Origin of the sequence: Streptomyces sp. SCUT-3 (assembly GCF_014083985.1) — a bacterium.
GTDB lineage: Bacteria > Actinomycetota > Actinomycetes > Streptomycetales > Streptomycetaceae > Streptomyces_H > Streptomyces_H thermolineatus.
In genome coordinates this window covers 167971-185001 of record NZ_CP046907.1, presented here as the reverse complement: position 1 = coordinate 185001, position 17031 = coordinate 167971, and the positions used below count along the sequence as shown (strand labels likewise).

The following is a 17031-nucleotide window of genomic DNA, read 5'->3' as shown; positions in this document are numbered from 1 at the left end:
TCCGCCCGTACATCGCCCGTACATCGCCCGTACTCCGGCCGTACGCCGCCCGTACACCCGTCCCCGTGTGCCGCCCGGGGGCGCACATAGGCTTGCGCCCATGCGACACGCCGCCATCCCGGGCAGCTCCGGGTCCGTCCGCGCGATCCTGCTGCCGGGGGACCCCGTGCTCACCGCGCCCTGCGCCCCGGTGACCGTCTTCGACGACCGCCTCGCGCGGCTCGTGGAGGACATGTTCGCCACCATGTACGCCGCCGACGGGGTGGGGCTGGCGGCCAACCAGATCGGTGAAGGGGTGCGGGTCTTCGTCCACGACTGCCCCGACGACGAGGACCGCCGCCACCTGGGGTACGTGGTCAACCCGCGGCTGGTGGAGGCCGACGGGGTCGTCGTCGCCGGCACCGAGGGCTGCCTGTCGCTGCCGGGCGTGCGCGCGTCCACGCCCCGGTACGACCGTGCGGTGGTGGTCGGCCAGGACCTGTCCGGCGCGCCGGTGCGCGTCGAGGGCACCGGGTTCTTCGCCCGCTGCCTGCAGCACGAGTGCGACCACCTCGACGGCGGCCTGTTCACCGACCGGCTCGCCGGCCTGCGCCGCAGGCGTGCCCTGAGAGCGGCGCGGCGCGCCCCGTGGGCGGGCTCGGAGAGGGTGCTCCCGGGCGCCCCGGGAAGCCCGTACCGCTGAGCCGGTGCCGGGCGGGCGGGACCGGCGGGGACGGGAGCGCCGCCGCCGAAGGGATCCGCCGGGACCGGGGGTCCGGGCCGGGACCGGGAGTTTGGGCCGGGAGTCGGGGCCGGGGTCCCGCGGGGGAGGGTCGGTCAGAACACCGGGCCGCCGGGGCGGTCCCCGGCCTCGGCCAGCCGCCCCCACAGCAGGTCGGCCAGGTGGCGCACCAGCTTCTCCCGGGAGACGGGCCGTTCGCCGAGCCACCAGTCGCCGGCGGCGTGCATCATGCCCACGATCCCGTGGCCCCAGACGCGGGCCAGCGCGGCGTCCTCGGCGTCCAGGTCGACCCGTTCGGCGATGACGACGGCCAGTTCCTCGCCGAGCCTGCGCAGCACCGGTGCGGAGTGCCGGCCCACGTCGAAGCCCTTGTCGGTCTCGCCCGCGCCCTCGGCCGGGTGCATCAGGAAGCGGTAGACCTGGGGGCGGCTCTCGATCGCGTCGAGGTAGGCGTTCAGGGTCGCCTCGACGCGGTCGCGGCGGGTGGGGGCGGGCGCGTCGAGGGCGGCGCGCAGCGTGGCCAGCAGTGCGTCGGTGTGGCGGATGGCCAGCGCGCGGTAGAGGCCGCCCTTGTCCCCGAAGTGCCGGTACAGGATCGGCTTGGTGATGCCGGCCTCCGCGGCGATCGCGTTCATGGACGCCTCGGGACCGTCCCGCAGTACGACCCGGTCCGCGGCCTCGAGGAGCTCCTTGCGGCGGCGCTCTGCCGCTTCCTGCTGGTCCAGTCGGTGACTGGTCTCCACCCGAGCCTCCCCGCCCGTCCGAATTCCCACGTGGCGCAACGTAACACACTCCGGGTGATCATGCCTCCTACCTGCGTAAATGCCATTGATTTCCTCGGTTTTCCCAGGTGGCCGGCGTCCCGGGGCCTGCCTCCGAAAAGCCTTCAGGGTTTTCCCGCGAATTCCCGCGATCGGCGGGCATTGCCGGTCGTTCCGTGGAGAAATCCGGGGGCACCCGCGGGGCCCGGCCGGGCGGCAGTCCTTTGACCGAACGCGACTGCGACCGACCGGTCGAATGCGGCTGTGCCTCGGCCTCCCGTCGCCCCGTCGCCGGAACCTCTTCCCGGGCAGCGGTGGCCGGTGGTGCCCTCCGGGGCCGTGGGCGGGTTGACATTCCTCGCCGACCGGTAAGAAGGTACTGTTACCGCAGGTAACAAGCAGGTGGAGGGGACAATGGGCGACTTCACGCTCGAGCTTAGCGACGACCAGAAGGACGTGCGCGACTGGATCCACGGATTCGCCGCCGACGTCATCCGCCCGGCGGCGGCCGAGTGGGACGAGCGCGAGGAGACGCCCTGGCCGGTGATCCAGGAGGCGGCCAAGGTCGGCCTGTACTCCATGGACTTCTACGCGCAGGCCTTCTTCGACCCCAGCGGGCTCGGGATCCCGGTCGCCATGGAGGAGCTGTTCTGGGGCGACGCGGGCATCGGCCTGTCCATCGTGGGCACCACGCTCGCGGCGGTCGGCGTGCTGGCCAACGGCACCGAGGAGCAGATCGGCACCTGGGTCCCGCAGATGTTCGGCACCCCCGACGACGTCAAGGTGGCGGCCTTCTGCTCCTCCGAGCCGGACGCGGGCTCGGACGTGGGCGCGATGCGCACCCGCGCGGTCTACGACGAGGCCAAGGACGAGTGGGTGCTCAACGGCACCAAGACCTGGGCCACCAACGGCGGCATCGCCAACGTCCACGTGGTCGTCGCCGTGGTCGACCCGGAGCTGGGCACACGCGGCCAGGCGTCGTTCATCGTCCCGCCGAACACCCCGGGCCTGTCGCAGGGGCAGAAGTTCAAGAAGCACGGGATCCGGGCCTCGCACACCGCCGAGGTGGTGCTCGACGGCGTCCGCGTCCCCGGCTCGTGCCTGCTCGGCGGCAAGGAGAAGCTCGACGAGCGCCTGGCCCGGGCCCGGGAGCGGCAGCGCGGCGGCGAGCGGGTCAAGAACGCCGCGATGGCCACCTTCGAGGCGTCCCGCCCCGCGGTGGGCGCGCAGGCCGTCGGCATCGCCCGCGCCGCCTACGAGGTCGCCCTGGACTACGCGAAGACCCGGGTGCAGTTCGGCCGTCCGATCATCGACAACCAGGGGGTGGCGTTCACCCTGGCCGACATGCGCACCCGCATCGACGCGGCCCGGCTGCTGGTCTGGCGCGCCTCCTGGATGGCCACGGCGGGCAAGCCGTTCACCGCGGCCGAGGGGTCGATGTCCAAGCTGTACGCGGGCGAGACCGCCAAGTGGGTCACCGCCTCCGCCATGCAGATCCTGGGCGGCAACGGCTTCACCCGCGAGTACCCGGTCGAGCGCATGCACCGCGACGCCGCGATCTACACCATCTTCGAAGGCACCAGCGAGATCCAGCGCCTGGTCATCGCCCGCACGATCTCGGGCATGCCGATCCGCTGACCCCGGCCGCCCCGGGGCGGTGCGCGCCGCCGCGGGCCCGGACGGGTCCGCCGCGGCGCGCACCGCTTCCGCGGTACCGCTGTGCAGTCCGCCCCCGATGCGGGACGATCCTCTCCGGACCCGTCCGCCGCCGTGGGAGGACCTTGTGAAACGAACCGCAGCCACCGCCGTCGTCGTCTGCGCCCTGGCCCTGGCCGGGGCGAGCGCGTGCGCGGGGGAGTCGCAGCAGGAGCCCGCGCCGCGGCCGCCCGCCTCGTCCCCGGCCTCGCAGCCCCCGGTGAGCACCCTGCCCTCGTCCGTCCCCTCCTTCGACGACGCGCGGCGCCAGGCGTTCCTGGCCGCGCTGCGCCTGGTGGACGGCGGCCTGGCGGCGGACGAGGACAAGTCCGTCGAGCAGGCGCGCACCGCCTGCGAGGACCTGGCCCGCGGCGAGGACGAGGGGACGGTGCGGGACGGCACGGCCGAGGCCCTCGGCACAAGCCGGGACAAGGCCTCGGCCTTCGTCACCGCGGCCCGGACCACCCTGTGCCCCCAGGAGTAGGGCCCGGCGGCACCGGACGGCGACGGCCCCGCCCCGGCCCCGGTGGCGTTCCCGTGCGGGTGACCGGTCGCGGCATCCCCGGGAACTCCCCGGGTAGGCGCACCGCGACCCGTACGCGACCGCGCCTGGAGGACACCGTGCCCACCGAACCAGCGCCCGCCCGGCCCGTGCCCGCCGGTGCCGCCCGGCCCGCGCCCGGCGGCGTGATCCCGCAACCACCGCCGATGCCGGCGCCGACACCGCCGAACCCGGTGCCCACCCCGGTGCCCGAGCCGGTGCCGCCCGAGCCCGAGCCCCCCATGCCCACGCCCGGCCCGGGGCCCGGCCCGGAGCCCGAGCCGCCGCTCCCGGAGCCGGAACCCCAGCCGCGCCCGATCTGACCGGGCGGGAGCCCGGCATCCCCGGCATCCCCCGGCTTCTCCGGGGCCGACCGCGTCGCAGGACGCGGTCGGCCCCTTTTCGTGTTCAGTACTTCAACTCTTCGCCAGGAAGCTTTACGGTAAAGTAATCGTAAACCCGAAGGCCTTCGCACCCGAGGAGGAGCCATCCGCTTCCGCACGCACGCCTACCACGAACCCGTCCGTCGCAGCCCCGGCGCGCCGCCGGGGGGTGGAGGCTGATGGGGCACGCCGACACCCTGCTCGCCATGGGCGGAGCCTTCGTGGCGGCCGCCCTCCTGGCCCGCGTCGGCCGCCGCATCGGCCTGCCGACGATCCCCCTGTTCATCCTCGCCGGCATCCTGCTCGGCCCCAACACCCCCGGCTACGTGCTGGTCCACGACCCGCACGAGTTCGAGATGCTCTCCGCGCTCGGCCTGGTGCTCCTGCTGTTCTACCTCGGCCTGGAGTTCCACCTCGACGACCTCAGGGCGGGCGGCCGCCGCCTGCTCGCGGCCGGCGGCGTCTACCTCCTGCTGAGCGTCGGCGCCGGCCTCGCCTTCGGGTTCGCCCTCGGCTGGGGCACCAGCGAGGCCCTGGTCCTGGCGGGGGTCGTCGGGATCTCGTCCTCGGCGATCGTGACCAAGATCCTGGTCGACTTCGGCCGCCTCGGCAGCCCCGAGACCAAACCGATCCTGGGCATCATCGTCATCGACGACATCTTCCTGGCCCTGTACCTGGCGGCCCTGCAACCGGTCCTGTCCGGGGCGGACAGCCCGGCGGCCGGGGCGCTGCAGGCCGCCAAGGCGTTCGGCTTCCTGCTCGTACTCGCCGCGGTCGCCCGCTGGGGCACCGGGATCGTCGGCAGGATCATCGCCACCCGGGACAACGAACTGCTGGTCGTGAGCTTCCTGGGCGCCGCCGTGCTCGTCGCGGGCGTGGCCGAGGAGTTCGGCGTCGCCGACGCCATCGGCGCCTTCATGGTCGGCCTCGTCCTCGGCAGCACCACCTCCGGCGACCGCATCCGCGGCCTCGTCCACCCGCTGCGCGACGCCTTCGGGGCGATCTTCTTCTTCGCCTTCGGACTCGCCGTCGACCCGGGGGACTTCCCCACGGTGATGGTGCCGGTGCTGGTCGCCGTCCTCCTGACGATCACCGCGAACCTGCTGTCCGGGGTCTTCACCGCCCGCCTGTACGGCTTCGGCGCCGAACCGGCCGCGAGGATCGCCACGACCCTGGTGGCCCGCGGGGAGTTCGCCCTGATCCTGGCCACCATGGCGGCCGCGGCCGGACTCGACGGGCGCCTGGCCCCGTTCATCGCCGGCTACGTCCTCCTGCTGGCGGTCCTGTCGCCGCTGGCCTCCGGGCGGTCCTCCCTGGTCGCCCGTATCATGCCGCTCGGTTCCCGGGAGGCCGACAGCGCGCCGTCCGGGAAGGGGTGACCCCCCGGCACCGGCCCCGCACCGGCCCCTGAAGAACCTCCGGGCGGGCGGGCCGGACGACCCGCCCGGCCCGCCCGGCCCGCCCGGCCGCCCGGGTCGCCCGGCCCGCACGCCCCCTCACGGGAGAACCGAGACATGGAACACGCAGCCCGCCCCAGCCGCACCGCACTCCCGGGCGTCGGCGCCCGCTACGACCTGGTCACCGAGGAGGGCCGTCACGTCTCCGTCGTGGTGCACAGCGACGGCCGCCGCTTCCTGGCCTTCCACGACCCCGAGGACGACGACGCCTGCCAGGCGACCGTACCGCTGAGCATCGCCGAATCAGCTGCGCTCGCACGGCTCCTGGCGCCCGACCCGGCCAACCCCCTCGGCGAACTCGGCATCGACCTGGACCTGGTCACCGAGCAGATCCCGGTCGCCGCCAGGTCCCCGTACACCGGCCGGCTCCTGGGCGACACCGCCGCCCGCACCCGTACCGGGGCCTCGATCGTCGCCGTCCTGCGCCGCACCGCCGCGGTCCCCTCGCCCACCCCCGACTTCCGCTTCGCCACGGGCGACATCCTCGTCGTCGTGGGCACCCGAGAGGGCGTCGACGCCCTCGCCGAGATCATCGCCGGAGGATAGACGCCCGTGCACGACACCACCGCACTGCTCATCGAACTGGGCGCCCTCATTTTGTGCCTGGGGATCCTGGGCAGGATCGCCGGACGCTTCGGCCTGTCGCCGATCCCCCTGTACCTCCTCGCCGGACTGGCCTTCGGCCACGGCGGACTGGTGCAGCTGGACGCCAGCGAGGAGTTCACCGCCACCGGGGCCGAGATCGGCGTCATCCTCCTGCTGCTCCTGCTCGGGCTGGAGTACAGCGCCGCGGAACTGGTCACCAGCCTCAAGACCCAGTACCCCTCCGGTGCCGTCGACTTCGTGCTCAACGCCCTGCCGGGAGCGGCGGTGGCACTGCTCCTGGGCTGGGGCCCGGTCGGCGCCGTCGTCCTGGCCGGCGTCACCTGGATCTCCTCCTCCGGGGTGATCGCCAAGGTCCTTGCCGACCTGGGCCGGCTGGGCAACCGGGAGACACCGGTGGTGCTCGGCATCCTGGTCATCGAGGACCTGTGCATGGCCGTCTACCTGCCGATCCTCACCACGGTCCTGTCCGGCGTCGGCCTGGCCGGCGGCAGCGTCACCCTGCTGGTCTCCCTCGGCACGGTCGGGGCGGTCCTGTACGTCGCCCTGCGCCACGGACGCCACATCAGCCGGGCGGTCTCCTCCGAGAGCGCCGAGATGCTGCTCCTGGTGGTCTTCGGCCTCACCCTGCTGGTCGCGGGCATCGCCCAGGAACTGCAGGTCTCCGCGGCCGTCGGCGCGTTCCTGGTGGGCATCGCGCTCTCCGGCGAGGTCGCCGAGGGCGCCCGCAACCTGCTCAGCCCCCTGCGCGACCTGTTCGCCGCGGTCTTCTTCGTCTTCTTCGGGCTCAGCACCGACCCGTCCGCCATACCGCCGGTGATCGTCCCCGCGGTCCTGCTCGCCCTGGTCACGACCGCCACCAAGATCGGCACCGGCTGGTACGCCGCCCGCCGGGCGGGGGTCGGCAGCGCGGGGCGCTGGAGGGCCGGCGGCACCCTGGTGGCCCGCGGCGAGTTCTCCATCGTCATCGCGGGCCTGGCGACCGGTGTGGAACCGCGGATCGGCCCGCTGGCCACCGCCTACGTCCTGCTCCTGGTGATCATCGGGCCGCTCTCGGCCCGCTACACCGAACCGCTCGCCCGCCGTCTGGGCCTCGTCAAACCCACGCCCGGGCCCTCCCGGACGGCGCCGCCGTCCCCCGGCGCCGGCCCCGGCCCGAAGGACGTCGCCGACCGGACGGCCGGCTCCGGCACCGCCCCCGCGGCGGCGGAGACCGCGTAGGGGCTCCGGCCCCGCCCGCGCCCCGCCGGGCCCGTGCCCGTGCGGGGCGCGTCCTCCGCCCCCGCACGGGTGGCGGACGCTCAGGACCCCAGCAGCTCCTGGCCCTCGAACCGTCCGAGCTCCTCCGCGTACAGCTCCACGTTCACCCCGTTGGGGTCGCGCAGGTAGAGGCTGTTCTCCACGCCCCGGTCCGGCCCCAGGTAGGGCACTCCGGCAGCGTCCAGCCGCTGCTTGGCCGCGTCGAACTGCTCCCGGCCCACGGACAGGGCCAGGTGCTGCAGTCCGCCGATCGTCTCGGTGAACTCCGGGTGGTCGTGGCCGGGGAAGTCGAAGAACCCCAGCAGGTTGCGGTGCCCGATGTCGAAGAAGAAGTGGCTGGAGCCGGGGTAGTCGCGGTTCTCCACCAGTTCCACCAGGGGGAAGCCGAGGAACTCCTGGTAGTAGCGGACGGTCTCCTCCACGTCCCGGCAGATGAAGGCCACGTGGTGGACCCCGCGCGCGGTCGTGGCCGGCCGTTCGCCCGGATCCCGCAGGTAGCGTCCGCGCAGTTCCTCGCGGCGCTCGCGCAGCAGCTCCAGCTCCCTGCCCTCGGGTTTGGCCATGGCCGGACTCCTTCGGTTCGTGCGGACGGCGCGGCCCGCGGCGCCGCGTGAAGCGGCCGCCGCGGCTCCTTCCGTGCCAGCCTAGGGCCGCCGCGCATGTCGTTGAAGGATCAACTCACCCGGGTGCCCGGCCGCGGGGCCCCGCCCCGTCCTCCCGGCGGTCGGGCCCCGCCCCGTCACCCCGGCGGCTGCTCAGGACAGCACCTCCCGCAGGCCGCGGGCGAGCACCTCGTACTCGCCCGGCCGGTTGTACACCTGGGCGCTGACGCGCAGGAACCCGCGCCCGTTCCACGTGGTGACCGCCGTCTCGCAGCCCGCCCGCTCCACAAGCGCGCACTGCAGGGCCCGGGCGGCCTCGAACGTGCCGGCCGTTCCGGGCGGCAGCGGCACCAGCCGCATCGACGGAGCCGGATCGGCGACCCGCGGGGGCGGTGCCCAGCGCCTCGCACACCACGGCCTGCCCGTACTCGGCCAGGGCCGCGTTGTGCGCCCGCACCCGCTCCCACCCCAGGCCCCCCAGCAGGGCGGCCGACAACGGGGCCGTCAGCCAGCCCGTGGCGTCCCAGGTCCCCTGCTGGTCGAACGCCGCGGGGTAGGGCTCCTCCTCGCCCCAGGAGGCGATCGGCCCGCGCACCCGCCCGCGGTGCTCCCCGGACACCGCGAAGCCCGCGGTGCCGCGCGGCGCGCAGGCCCACTTGTGCAGGTTCCCCACCCAGAAGTCGGCCCCGCAGTCCGCCGGGCCGTCCAGCATCCCGGGCGCGTGGGCCCCGTCCACCAGCAGCGGGACCCCGCGCTCCCGGCACACCGCGGCCGCCCCGGCCACCGGGAACGTCCGGGCCGTCGCCGAGGAGACCTGGTCCATGAGCACGGCGCCGGTGCGCTCGTCCACCGCCTCCTCCAGCAGCCGCAGCACCTGTTCGGCGGGGGCGTCCAGGGGCACCTCGAGCCGGCGCACCGACGCCCCCCGCGCCCGGGCGAACCGGGCGGCCGCCATGGCCGCCGCCCCGTAGGCGTGGTCGGTGAGCAGGAGGTGCGACCCCTCCCGCAGCGGGAGCGAGGCCAGCGCCGAGGTCGTCCCGGCGCTGGCGTTGAGCACCAGGGAGAACGCCTCCACGGGGGCGCCGCACACCCCGGCGAGCTCCGTGCGCGCCGCCGCGATCCGGGCGGGCAGCCGGCGGAACCAGGCGTCCGGGTTGTTCTCGGCCTCGGCCCGCAGCCGGTCCTGTTCCTCCCGCACGGCGGCCGGCACGCCGCCGAACGACCCGTGGTTGAGGTGCAGCACCGTCTCGTCCAGGGACCACAGTGCGCGCACCCGCGGCCAGTCGTCGCCCCACAGCGGGTTCCCCCCAAGGGCGTCCCCCGTCGAGCCTTCCCGTGTTCCGGTGGTGTCCGTCATGGCCCCAGGATTCCGGACCGGGCGGCCGCACCGGGGGAAAACCGGGCAGGACGAGGGAATTCCCCCGGCGAGCCCGGGTAGCGGAGCAGTGGCGGGGCGCACGAACCGGTGCGGGCGTGGTCCGCACCGGCCCGGCCCCCGTCACCGACATGCGCGTCCCGCGGGACGGCACCCGCTCTACGAGGGAGGGCTCAATGGCGCGACCGAGGATCGTCGTGGTGGGAGGGGGCTTCGCCGCTGTGGCGTGCGCCCGCCGCCTCGCCCGCAAACTGTCCCGGGACGAGGCCGAGATCATCCTCGTGTCCCCGTTCAGTTACAGCCTGTACCTGCCGCTGCTGCCGCACCTCGCGGCCGGCGTGGTGACGCCGCAGTCCGTGGCCGTCTCGCTGCGCCGCCTCCTGAGCTGCGTCTCGATCGTGCCGGGCGGGGCGATCGGCGTGGACACCGCCGCCAAGGTCGTGGTGGTCCGCAAGATCACCGACGAGGTGGTCCCGGTGCACTACGACCACCTGGTGCTCGCGCCCGGCAGCATCACCCGGACCTTCGACATCCCCGGGCTCGACGAGCACGCCCGGGGAATGAAGACCCTGGCCGAGGCGGTCTACGTGCGCGACCACGTGATCGCCCAGCTCGACCTGTCCGCCGCCAGCCAGGACGAGGCCGAACGCGCCTCCCGCCTGCAGTTCGTCGTGGTCGGGGGCGGCTACGCCGGCACCGAGACGGCGGCCTGCCTGCAGCGCCTCACCAGCGCGGCCTGCCGCCGCTACCCCCGGCTCGACCCGGGACTGATCAAGTGGCACATCGTGGACATCGCGCCCAAGCTCATGCCTGAGCTGGGGGACAAGCTCGGCAGGACCGCGATGGAGCTCCTGCAGCGGCGCGGCGTCGAGATCTCCCTCGGCGTCTCGGTGCAGCAGGTCACCGAGGACACCGTCACCCTCACGGACGGCCGGGTGCTGCCCTGCCGGACCCTGATCTGGACGGCCGGCGTGGCGGCCAGCCCGCTGATGGCCACCCTGGAGCGAGAGACGGTCAAGGGCCGGCTGCTGGTGAAGGCCGACATGACCGTCCCCGGAGCCGACGGCGTGTTCGCCCTCGGCGACGCGGCGGCCGTGCCCGACCTGGCGAAGAACGACGGGGCGATCTGCCCGCCGACCGCCCAGCACGCGCACCGCCAGGGCAAGAAGGCCGCGGACAACGTGGTCGCCGCCCTGCGGGGCCTGCCCCTGGGCGACTACCACCACCACGACCTCGGCCTGGTCGTCGACCTGGGGGGCAAGGACGCGGTCTCCAAGCCGCTGGGCGTGGAGATGACCGGCGTCCCGGCGCAGGCCGTGGCCCGCGGCTACCACCTGATGGCGCTGCCCACCGGCGCCGCCAAGTACCGCACCCTGGCCAACTGGCTGCTCAACGCGACCGCCGGGGACGACTTCGTGCGCACCGGGTTCCTGGCCCGCCGGCCCGCGGCACTGCACGACTTCGAGTACACCGACGCCTATCTGACGCCGGAGCAGGTCCGCAAGCACAGCGCGGCCCTGCTGGCCAAGGGGTGAGGAAGGTGCCCGCCGCACCGCCCGCACCGCCCGCGGCCGCCCGTCGGGCCGGCCCCCGGGCGGCGCAGGACCCGCCGCCGGGGCGGACGGCACGGCCCCCGCACGGCGGGAGAGCGGGGGGCCGGACGCCGTGAGCGGCGGCCCGGGGCTGCCCGCCGCCGTGCGGGCCTGCCTGTTCGACCTCGACGGGGTGCTCACCCGCACCGCCGTCGCGCACGCCGCCGCCTGGAAGCAGATGTTCGACGAGTTCCTGGCCGGGTGGGGCGCGGGGGACCGGCGGCCCTTCGACGCGCACCACGACTACGACCGGTGGGTCGACGGGCGCCCGCGGGCCGACGGTGTCCGCACCTTCCTCGCCTCCCGGGGCATCGTCCTGCCCGAGGGGGACCCCGGCGACCCGCCCGAGCGGCCCACCGTCAACGGCCTGGGCAACCGGAAGAACGTCCTGCTGCTGGAGCGGATCAGGAAGGACGGGGTCGAGACCTATCCCGGCTCCGTGGCCTACGTCAGGGCCGTCCGCGACGCCGGACTGCGCCGCGCGGTCGTCTCCTCCAGCGCCAACTGCCGCGAGATCCTGGCCGCGGCCGGGATCGAGGACCTGTTCGAGGAGCGTGTCGACGGCCTCGTCGCGGCGCGCCTGGGGCTGCCCGGCAAGCCCCGCCCGGACACCTTCCTCGAGGCCGCCCGCCGGCTCGGCGCCGCCCCTGGGGAGGCCGTCGTCTTCGAGGACGCCCTCGCGGGGGTGGAGGCCGGCCGGGCCGGGCACTTCGGGCTGGTCGTGGGGGTGGACCGCACCGGGCAGGAACAGGCGCTGCGCGAGCACGGCGCGGACACTGTGGTCAAGGACCTCTCCGAGTTGATGGAGGACCGCGGATGATCACCGACCCGGCGTACGACTGCGAGGCCTGGCGTCTGCGCGAGCACACCCTGCACCTGGACGTCCTCCCCCAGAGCGAGTCCGTCTTCGCGCTCTCCAACGGCCACGTGGGCTGGCGCGGCAACCTCGACGAGGGCGAGCCGCACGGACTGCCCGGCTCCTACCTCAACGGCGTGCACGAACTGCGCCCCCTGCCCTACGCGGAGGCCGGCTACGGCTACCCGGAGGCCGGGCAGACCGTCATCAACGTCACCAACGGCAAACTGGTGCGCCTGCTGGTCGACGACGAGCCGTTCGACCTGCGCTACGGCCGCCTGGACTTCCACGAGCGCGTCCTGGACTTCCGCGCCGGGGTGCTGCACCGCACCGCGGTGTGGACCTCGCCGGCCGGGCGCACTGTGCGGGTGCGCTCCACGCGCCTGGTCTCCTTCACCCAGCGCTCGATCGCCGCCCTGGCCTACGAGGTGGAGCCGCTCGACGGGGAGGCCCGGGTCGTCGTCCAGTCCGAGCTGGTGGCCAACGAGCAGATGCCCGAGGCCGGAGGGGACCCGCGGGTCGCCGCCGCACTGGAGTCGCCCCTGGAGGCCGAGCAGCGGTTCGCCCAGGACACCCGCCTGCAGCTGATCCACTCCACGCGGCGCAGCGGCCAGCGGATCGCCGTCGCGGCCGACCACACGGTGGAGGGCCCCCAGAGCACCCGCTCCTCCACGGAGGCCACCGACGACGTGGCGCGCTTCACCGTCACCTCGGTCCTGGAGCCCGGACAGGCCCTGAGGCTGGAGAAGTTCGTCGCCTACGGATGGTCCTCCACCCGGTCCCTGCCCGCCATGCGCGACCAGGCCGACGCGGCCCTGGCCGCGGCCCGCAGCACGGGCTGGTCGGGCCTGCTGGCCGCCCAGCGCGCGTACCTGGACGACTTCTGGGGCCGGGCCGACGTGGAGGTCGACGGCGACGCCGAGATACAGCAGGCCGTCAGGTTCGCCCTCTTCCACGTCCTGCAGGCCGGGGCCCGTGCGGAGGAGCGCGCCATCCCGGCCAAGGGCCTGACCGGCTCCGGCTACGACGGCCACTCCTTCTGGGACACGGAGACCTTCGTGCTGCCGGTGCTCACCTACACCGCGCCCGGCGCGGTGGCGCAGGCGCTGCGCTGGCGGCACGCCACCCTGCCCACCGCCAAGGAGCGCGCACGGCAGCTGGGGCTGCGGGGCGCCGCGTTCCCCTGGCGGACCATCACCGGCGAGGAGTGCTCGGCCTACTGGCCCGCCGGGACCGCGGCCTTCCACGTCAACGCCGACGTCGCCGACGCCGTGGTGCGCTACGTCTCGGCCACCGGTGACATGCGCTTCGAGTACGAGACGGGCCTGGAGATCCTCGTCGAGACCGCCCGGCTGTGGCGTTCCCTGGGCCACCACGACCACCGCGGCGGATTCCACATCGACGGTGTGACCGGGCCGGACGAGTACAGCGCCGTGGCCGACGACAACCTGTACACCAACCTCATGGCCCAGGCCAACCTGCGCGCGGCAGCCGAGGCGGCCGAACGCCACCCCGACCTCGCCGCGGCCATGGAGGTCGACGTCGAGGAGGCCGCCGACTGGCGGGACGCGGCCGACCGGATGACGGTGCTGCGCAACGAGCTGCTGGGGGTGCACGAGCAGTCGGCCGGCTTCACCCGCCACCAGGTGTGGGACTTCGCCGGCACCGGGCCCGAGCAGTACCCGCTGCTGCTGAACTTCCCCTACTTCGACCTGTACCGCAAGCAGGTGGTCAAGCAGGCCGACCTGGTGCTGGCCATGTACCTGCGCGGCGACGCCTTCACCCCGGAGGAGAAGGCCCGCAACTTCGCCTACTACGAGTCGCTGACCGTGCGCGACTCCTCGCTGTCCGCCTGCTGCCAGGCGGTCATCGCCGCGGAGGTGGGCCACCTGCGCCTGGCCTACGACTACCTGGGCGAGGCGGCGATGATGGACCTCAAGGACCTGGAGAGCAACACCCGCAACGGCCTGCACGTCGCCTCGCTGGCCGGCAGCTGGATCGCGCTGGTCGCCGGCCTGGGCGGGATGCGGCACTACGGGCAGGCCCTCTCCTTCCGGCCCCGGCTCCCGGAGCGCCTCGCCCGCCTGTGCTTCCGCATGACGGTGCTCGACCGGCACCTGCGGGTGGAGATCACCCCCGGCGAGGCCTCGTACTTCCTCCTCGACGGCGAGCCGCTGGAGATGGCGCACTACGGGGAGACGCTGACGGTCGACGACAAGGAGCCCGTCACGAGGCCGCTGCCGCCCCTCCCGGTGCTCCCCGAGCCCAAGCAGCCCCCCGGACGGCGCCCCGCGCACCGGGGCGTCCAGGGCAAGGGCGCCGCCGGCGGGTGAGCGGCCGGGCCCGGCCGGGCGCGGCCGGGCACCACGGACGTCACGCAGCGTCATGCCGTGCGGGTGCGTCCGACCGGTTGTCACCCGTACGGCCCTCTGCGCCAGGACACGCCGGGGCCGGGGGCGGAAGCTGTTCGATGAGGTGCCGAACAACGTGGTTCGCCGCCGCAGCAGTCCCGGAGTCGGCCGTTCGTCCGCGAGAGGGTGTGCTTGTCCCGCGGGAGCGGTGTCCGCCCGGGCCGGCCCAGGAGAGCCGGGCGCATCGATGCCGGGGAGGTACGAGATGCCGACGGTGTCCACCAGCGTGGTCGTTCCCAGGCCCGCCGACGAGGTCTTCGATTTTCTGGCCGACGCGCGCAACCTCGCCCTGTGGAGTTCCGGGGTCGACAGGGTGGCGTCCGAGCACGTGCGGCCCGGCCGCGACGCCGAGTACGCGTTCCGCTTCCCGGGGCGCCACCGCGACAGCGTGCTGGTCTGCTCCACCTACCTGCCGCCCGAGGCCATAGCGTTCCGGGGCCGTCGCATGTGGACCCCCCTGGGGACCCAGGTCCCCGAGTACGCCTTCCGGCTCGTCCCGCACGCCGAGGGCACCGAGGTCGTGATGTCCGTCACCTGTGTGCTGCACGGCGGACTCGCCCTGATGGTGCCGGTGGTGGCCATGGCCTGGCGCCGCGACCTCCCGGTGGACGCGGCGAGGCTGCGCGAGGCCGTGATGGGCGACCGGGCGCCCGCGGCGCTCCCCGCGGCGGCGACGGGGCCGCCCGCCCCGCCCGCCCCGCCCGCCGGGAGCGTGCGCGGCACGGGGCAGGAGCCGTTGCTGCCGCCGGTGCCGCGGGCCAAGAGGCGCCGGCGCGGGGGAGACGTCCCCGACGCCCCCGCGGTGGCCTGACCCCGGTCCGCAGCCCCGGCGCCGCCCGCCGCGGGTCCACCCCCGCGGCACCGGCGGCGCCGGGGCGCCCGCGGTTCAGCCGCGGACCAGCAGGACGGCGACGGCCGACAGCACGCCCAGCGCCAGGGAGCCGACGGCGAAGGCGGGGGCGGCGCCCCGCAGCCGGGGCACGGCGCGGTCGGCCGCGAACCCGCCCGGACCGGTCAGGGCGAGCGCGGCGGCGGCCGCGGCCAGCAGCAGCTCGTACTCCACCCCGGCGGGCGCGAAGAACCCGCCGGACCACTTCACGGCAACGGCGTTGATCATCGTGCCCACCACGGCCGCCGCGGCCAGGGGGGTGAGCAGGCCGAGGACCAGTCCGAGGCCGCCGAGGGTCTCGGCCAGTCCGGCGACCACGGCCATGGCCGTGCCGGCGGGGTAGCCGCTCATGGCGAAGAACTGCCCGGTGCCCTCGATGCCGCCTCCGCCGAACCAGCCGAACAGCTTCTGCGCGCCGTGCAGGAACATCGTCGTGCCGAGGGCCAGGCGCAGCAGCAGGAGTCCGGAGTCGACGACCCACTTGTTGTTCAAATTCGAATCACTCATGGGGGTGACCGTACCTGGTGATTCGAATTTGAACAACATGGGTAGGATCGACGCATGACGGAACCCCGATGGCTGGACGACCGGGAGATGGCGGTCTGGACGAGCTTCCTGGCCGCCAGCCACCTGGTGGCCCGGCGCGTCGAGCAGCAGCTGAAGGAGGACGCGGGCCTCTCCCACCCGCAGTACGAGATCCTCGTGCACCTCTCCGGGGCACCCGGGGCGAACTGCGCATGACCGAGCTGGCCGGCCTGCTGGTGACCTCCAAGAGCGGCCTGTCCTACCAGGTGGGCCAGTTGGAGAAGGCGGGGTTCGTGCGGCGCCGCAGCTGCCCCACCGACGACCGCGGCGTGATCGCCGGACTGACCGAGCAGGGGCGGGAGAAGCTGCGCGACGCGGAGCCGGGACACGTGGCGGCGGTGCGCGAGGCGCTCATCGACGTGCTGACCCGCGACCAGCTCGCGCTGCTCGCCGAGGGCCTCGGGGCCGTCGGTCGCCGGCTCCGGGGCGGCTGACCCCGGCCCTGCCTCCTCCCCGGGCCGCGTCCGGCGGGGTCACCGGCACTCGGGCACGTCGGTGCCGGTGCGCATGCTCAGGTCCGGCAGCAGGAAGGTCCCCGCGGTGGCCGCCCGCGCCCGCTGCCGCAGGTGGGACATCTCCACCCGGTCCGCGCGCTGCGCGAACGCCCCCGCCGGCCCCGTCCCCCCGGGCAGCTCGCGCACGGTGCCGGCGTCCCGGCCGATCTCGACACCGGTGAACTCCGCCTCGGCCCGCAGCGTCTCCGTGTCCACCACCAGGTTCCTGGCCGTCACCGGCTCCCCTCTGTCGCCGGCGGTCATCCGCAGGACCACGTCCCCCACGGCCGGCAGCGGAACGGCGACGGACTGGCACATCCGCCGCGCCGTCATCCGCCGGATGCCCGTCTGGGCGACCGGGTGCACGGCGCCGTCGGCCCCGGCGTCGACGGCGGCGTACTGCTGGAACCCCTCGCCGGTGAGGTGGTCGAAGGAAACCGCGAACGACTGCCCCGAAACCTGGAAGGATGCGGCCAGGGCTCCTTCCCCCATGCCCGTCAGGACCGCCGCGGAGGCGGAGACCGACACCACCGTCACCACCGCGAACCTGCGCCAGTCGGTCCTTCCCCGGCCCGCCCCGGCCGATGCTGACGGCATGTCGCTGCTCCCCTGGATGTCCGAGACCCCGGGCCCGGGCGGGCGCCCGGAACCCAACCGCCTCCGGCGGGGCCGGCCCCGGCCCCGGAGGCGTTCATCGTTTGTTTATCACTCCCCGTCATTCTGACTGCACGTCGCCGGGCGCGGACACCGCGGCCCCGTCGGCGGACCACCGCGGCACCGGGGGATGCCGCGGCCACGGGGGAGGA

At 74.5% G+C, this 17031-nt stretch carries 15 protein-coding genes and 1 pseudogene; 11 read left to right on the top strand and 5 right to left on the bottom strand.

Annotation, left to right across the window (positions count from 1 at the left end):
• Positions 1-100 precede the first annotated feature (100 nt).
• The gene (def, locus tag GQS52_RS00860; protein WP_182311196.1) at positions 101-682 is read left to right on the top strand and encodes a peptide deformylase; all 582 of its coding nucleotides are present in this window, start codon (positions 101-103) and stop codon (positions 680-682) included.
• 134 nt (positions 683-816) lie between these two features.
• Here the strand turns inward: def and GQS52_RS00855 are convergent, their stop codons facing one another.
• Positions 817-1464: a TetR family transcriptional regulator gene (locus tag GQS52_RS00855; RefSeq protein WP_182311195.1), complete on the bottom strand. Its 648-nt coding sequence runs from the start codon at positions 1462-1464 to the stop codon at positions 817-819.
• 432 nt (positions 1465-1896) lie between these two features.
• Between GQS52_RS00855 and GQS52_RS00850 the strand changes: the two genes are divergently transcribed.
• From GQS52_RS00850 to GQS52_RS00830, 5 genes are all read left to right on the top strand, one after another.
• Positions 1897-3120, top strand: coding sequence for an acyl-CoA dehydrogenase family protein (locus tag GQS52_RS00850; protein WP_182311194.1), 1224 nt, complete (start codon positions 1897-1899; stop codon positions 3118-3120).
• 145 nt (positions 3121-3265) lie between these two features.
• Complete coding sequence (locus GQS52_RS00845) at positions 3266-3661, top strand: DUF732 domain-containing protein (RefSeq protein WP_182311193.1); 396 nt, start codon at positions 3266-3268, stop codon at positions 3659-3661.
• Positions 3662-4307: 646 nt separating this feature from the next.
• The gene (locus GQS52_RS00840; protein WP_182316133.1) at positions 4308-5480 is read left to right on the top strand and encodes a cation:proton antiporter; all 1173 of its coding nucleotides are present in this window, start codon (positions 4308-4310) and stop codon (positions 5478-5480) included.
• Between the two features lie 135 nt (positions 5481-5615).
• On the top strand, positions 5616-6104 hold the full coding sequence (locus tag GQS52_RS00835) for a TrkA C-terminal domain-containing protein (protein WP_182311192.1): 489 nt from the start codon (positions 5616-5618) through the stop codon (positions 6102-6104).
• Positions 6105-6110: 6 nt separating this feature from the next.
• Positions 6111-7382: a cation:proton antiporter gene (locus tag GQS52_RS00830; RefSeq protein ID WP_182311191.1), complete on the top strand. Its 1272-nt coding sequence runs from the start codon at positions 6111-6113 to the stop codon at positions 7380-7382.
• 80 nt (positions 7383-7462) lie between these two features.
• Here the strand turns inward: GQS52_RS00830 and GQS52_RS00825 are convergent, their stop codons facing one another.
• Both GQS52_RS00825 and GQS52_RS00820 read right to left on the bottom strand, forming a co-directional pair.
• On the bottom strand, positions 7463-7984 hold the full coding sequence (locus tag GQS52_RS00825; RefSeq protein WP_182311190.1) for a VOC family protein: 522 nt from the start codon (positions 7982-7984) through the stop codon (positions 7463-7465).
• 115 nt (positions 7985-8099) lie between these two features.
• Entirely contained in the window at positions 8100-9380 is a 1281-nt protein-coding gene (locus GQS52_RS00820; protein ID WP_220472723.1) for an aminotransferase class V-fold PLP-dependent enzyme, read from the bottom strand.
• A 194-nt stretch (positions 9381-9574) separates the two neighbouring features.
• On the opposite strand from GQS52_RS00820, the gene GQS52_RS00815 reads away from it, so the two are divergent.
• From GQS52_RS00815 to GQS52_RS00800, 4 genes are all read left to right on the top strand, one after another.
• Positions 9575-10933 carry an NAD(P)/FAD-dependent oxidoreductase gene (locus GQS52_RS00815; protein WP_182311189.1) on the top strand — a complete coding sequence of 453 codons (1359 nt, stop codon included), beginning with the start codon at positions 9575-9577 and terminating at the stop codon, positions 10931-10933.
• Between the two features lie 130 nt (positions 10934-11063).
• A complete protein-coding gene (locus tag GQS52_RS00810) occupies positions 11064-11810 on the top strand; it encodes a beta-phosphoglucomutase family hydrolase (protein ID WP_182311188.1) in 747 nt (248 codons plus the stop codon).
• Positions 11807-14179, top strand: coding sequence for a glycosyl hydrolase family 65 protein (locus GQS52_RS00805; protein ID WP_182311187.1), 2373 nt, complete (start codon positions 11807-11809; stop codon positions 14177-14179). The genes GQS52_RS00810 and GQS52_RS00805 overlap by 4 nt, the downstream gene beginning before the upstream one ends.
• 283 nt (positions 14180-14462) lie before the next feature.
• Complete coding sequence (locus tag GQS52_RS00800) at positions 14463-15068, top strand: SRPBCC family protein (protein ID WP_182311186.1); 606 nt, start codon at positions 14463-14465, stop codon at positions 15066-15068.
• Positions 15069-15143: 75 nt separating this feature from the next.
• Here the strand turns inward: GQS52_RS00800 and GQS52_RS00795 are convergent, their stop codons facing one another.
• Positions 15144-15653, bottom strand: coding sequence for a DoxX family membrane protein (locus tag GQS52_RS00795; RefSeq protein WP_259370492.1), 510 nt, complete (start codon positions 15651-15653; stop codon positions 15144-15146).
• A gap of 54 nt (positions 15654-15707) precedes the next feature.
• On the opposite strand from GQS52_RS00795, the pseudogene GQS52_RS00790 reads away from it, so the two are divergent.
• Positions 15708-16165 (top strand): annotated as a pseudogene (locus GQS52_RS00790) (MarR family transcriptional regulator).
• 39 nt (positions 16166-16204) lie between these two features.
• On the opposite strand, the gene GQS52_RS00785 reads toward GQS52_RS00790, so the two are convergent.
• A complete protein-coding gene (locus GQS52_RS00785; protein WP_182311184.1) occupies positions 16205-16822 on the bottom strand; it encodes a DUF6230 family protein in 618 nt (205 codons plus the stop codon).
• Positions 16823-17031 lie beyond the last annotated feature (209 nt).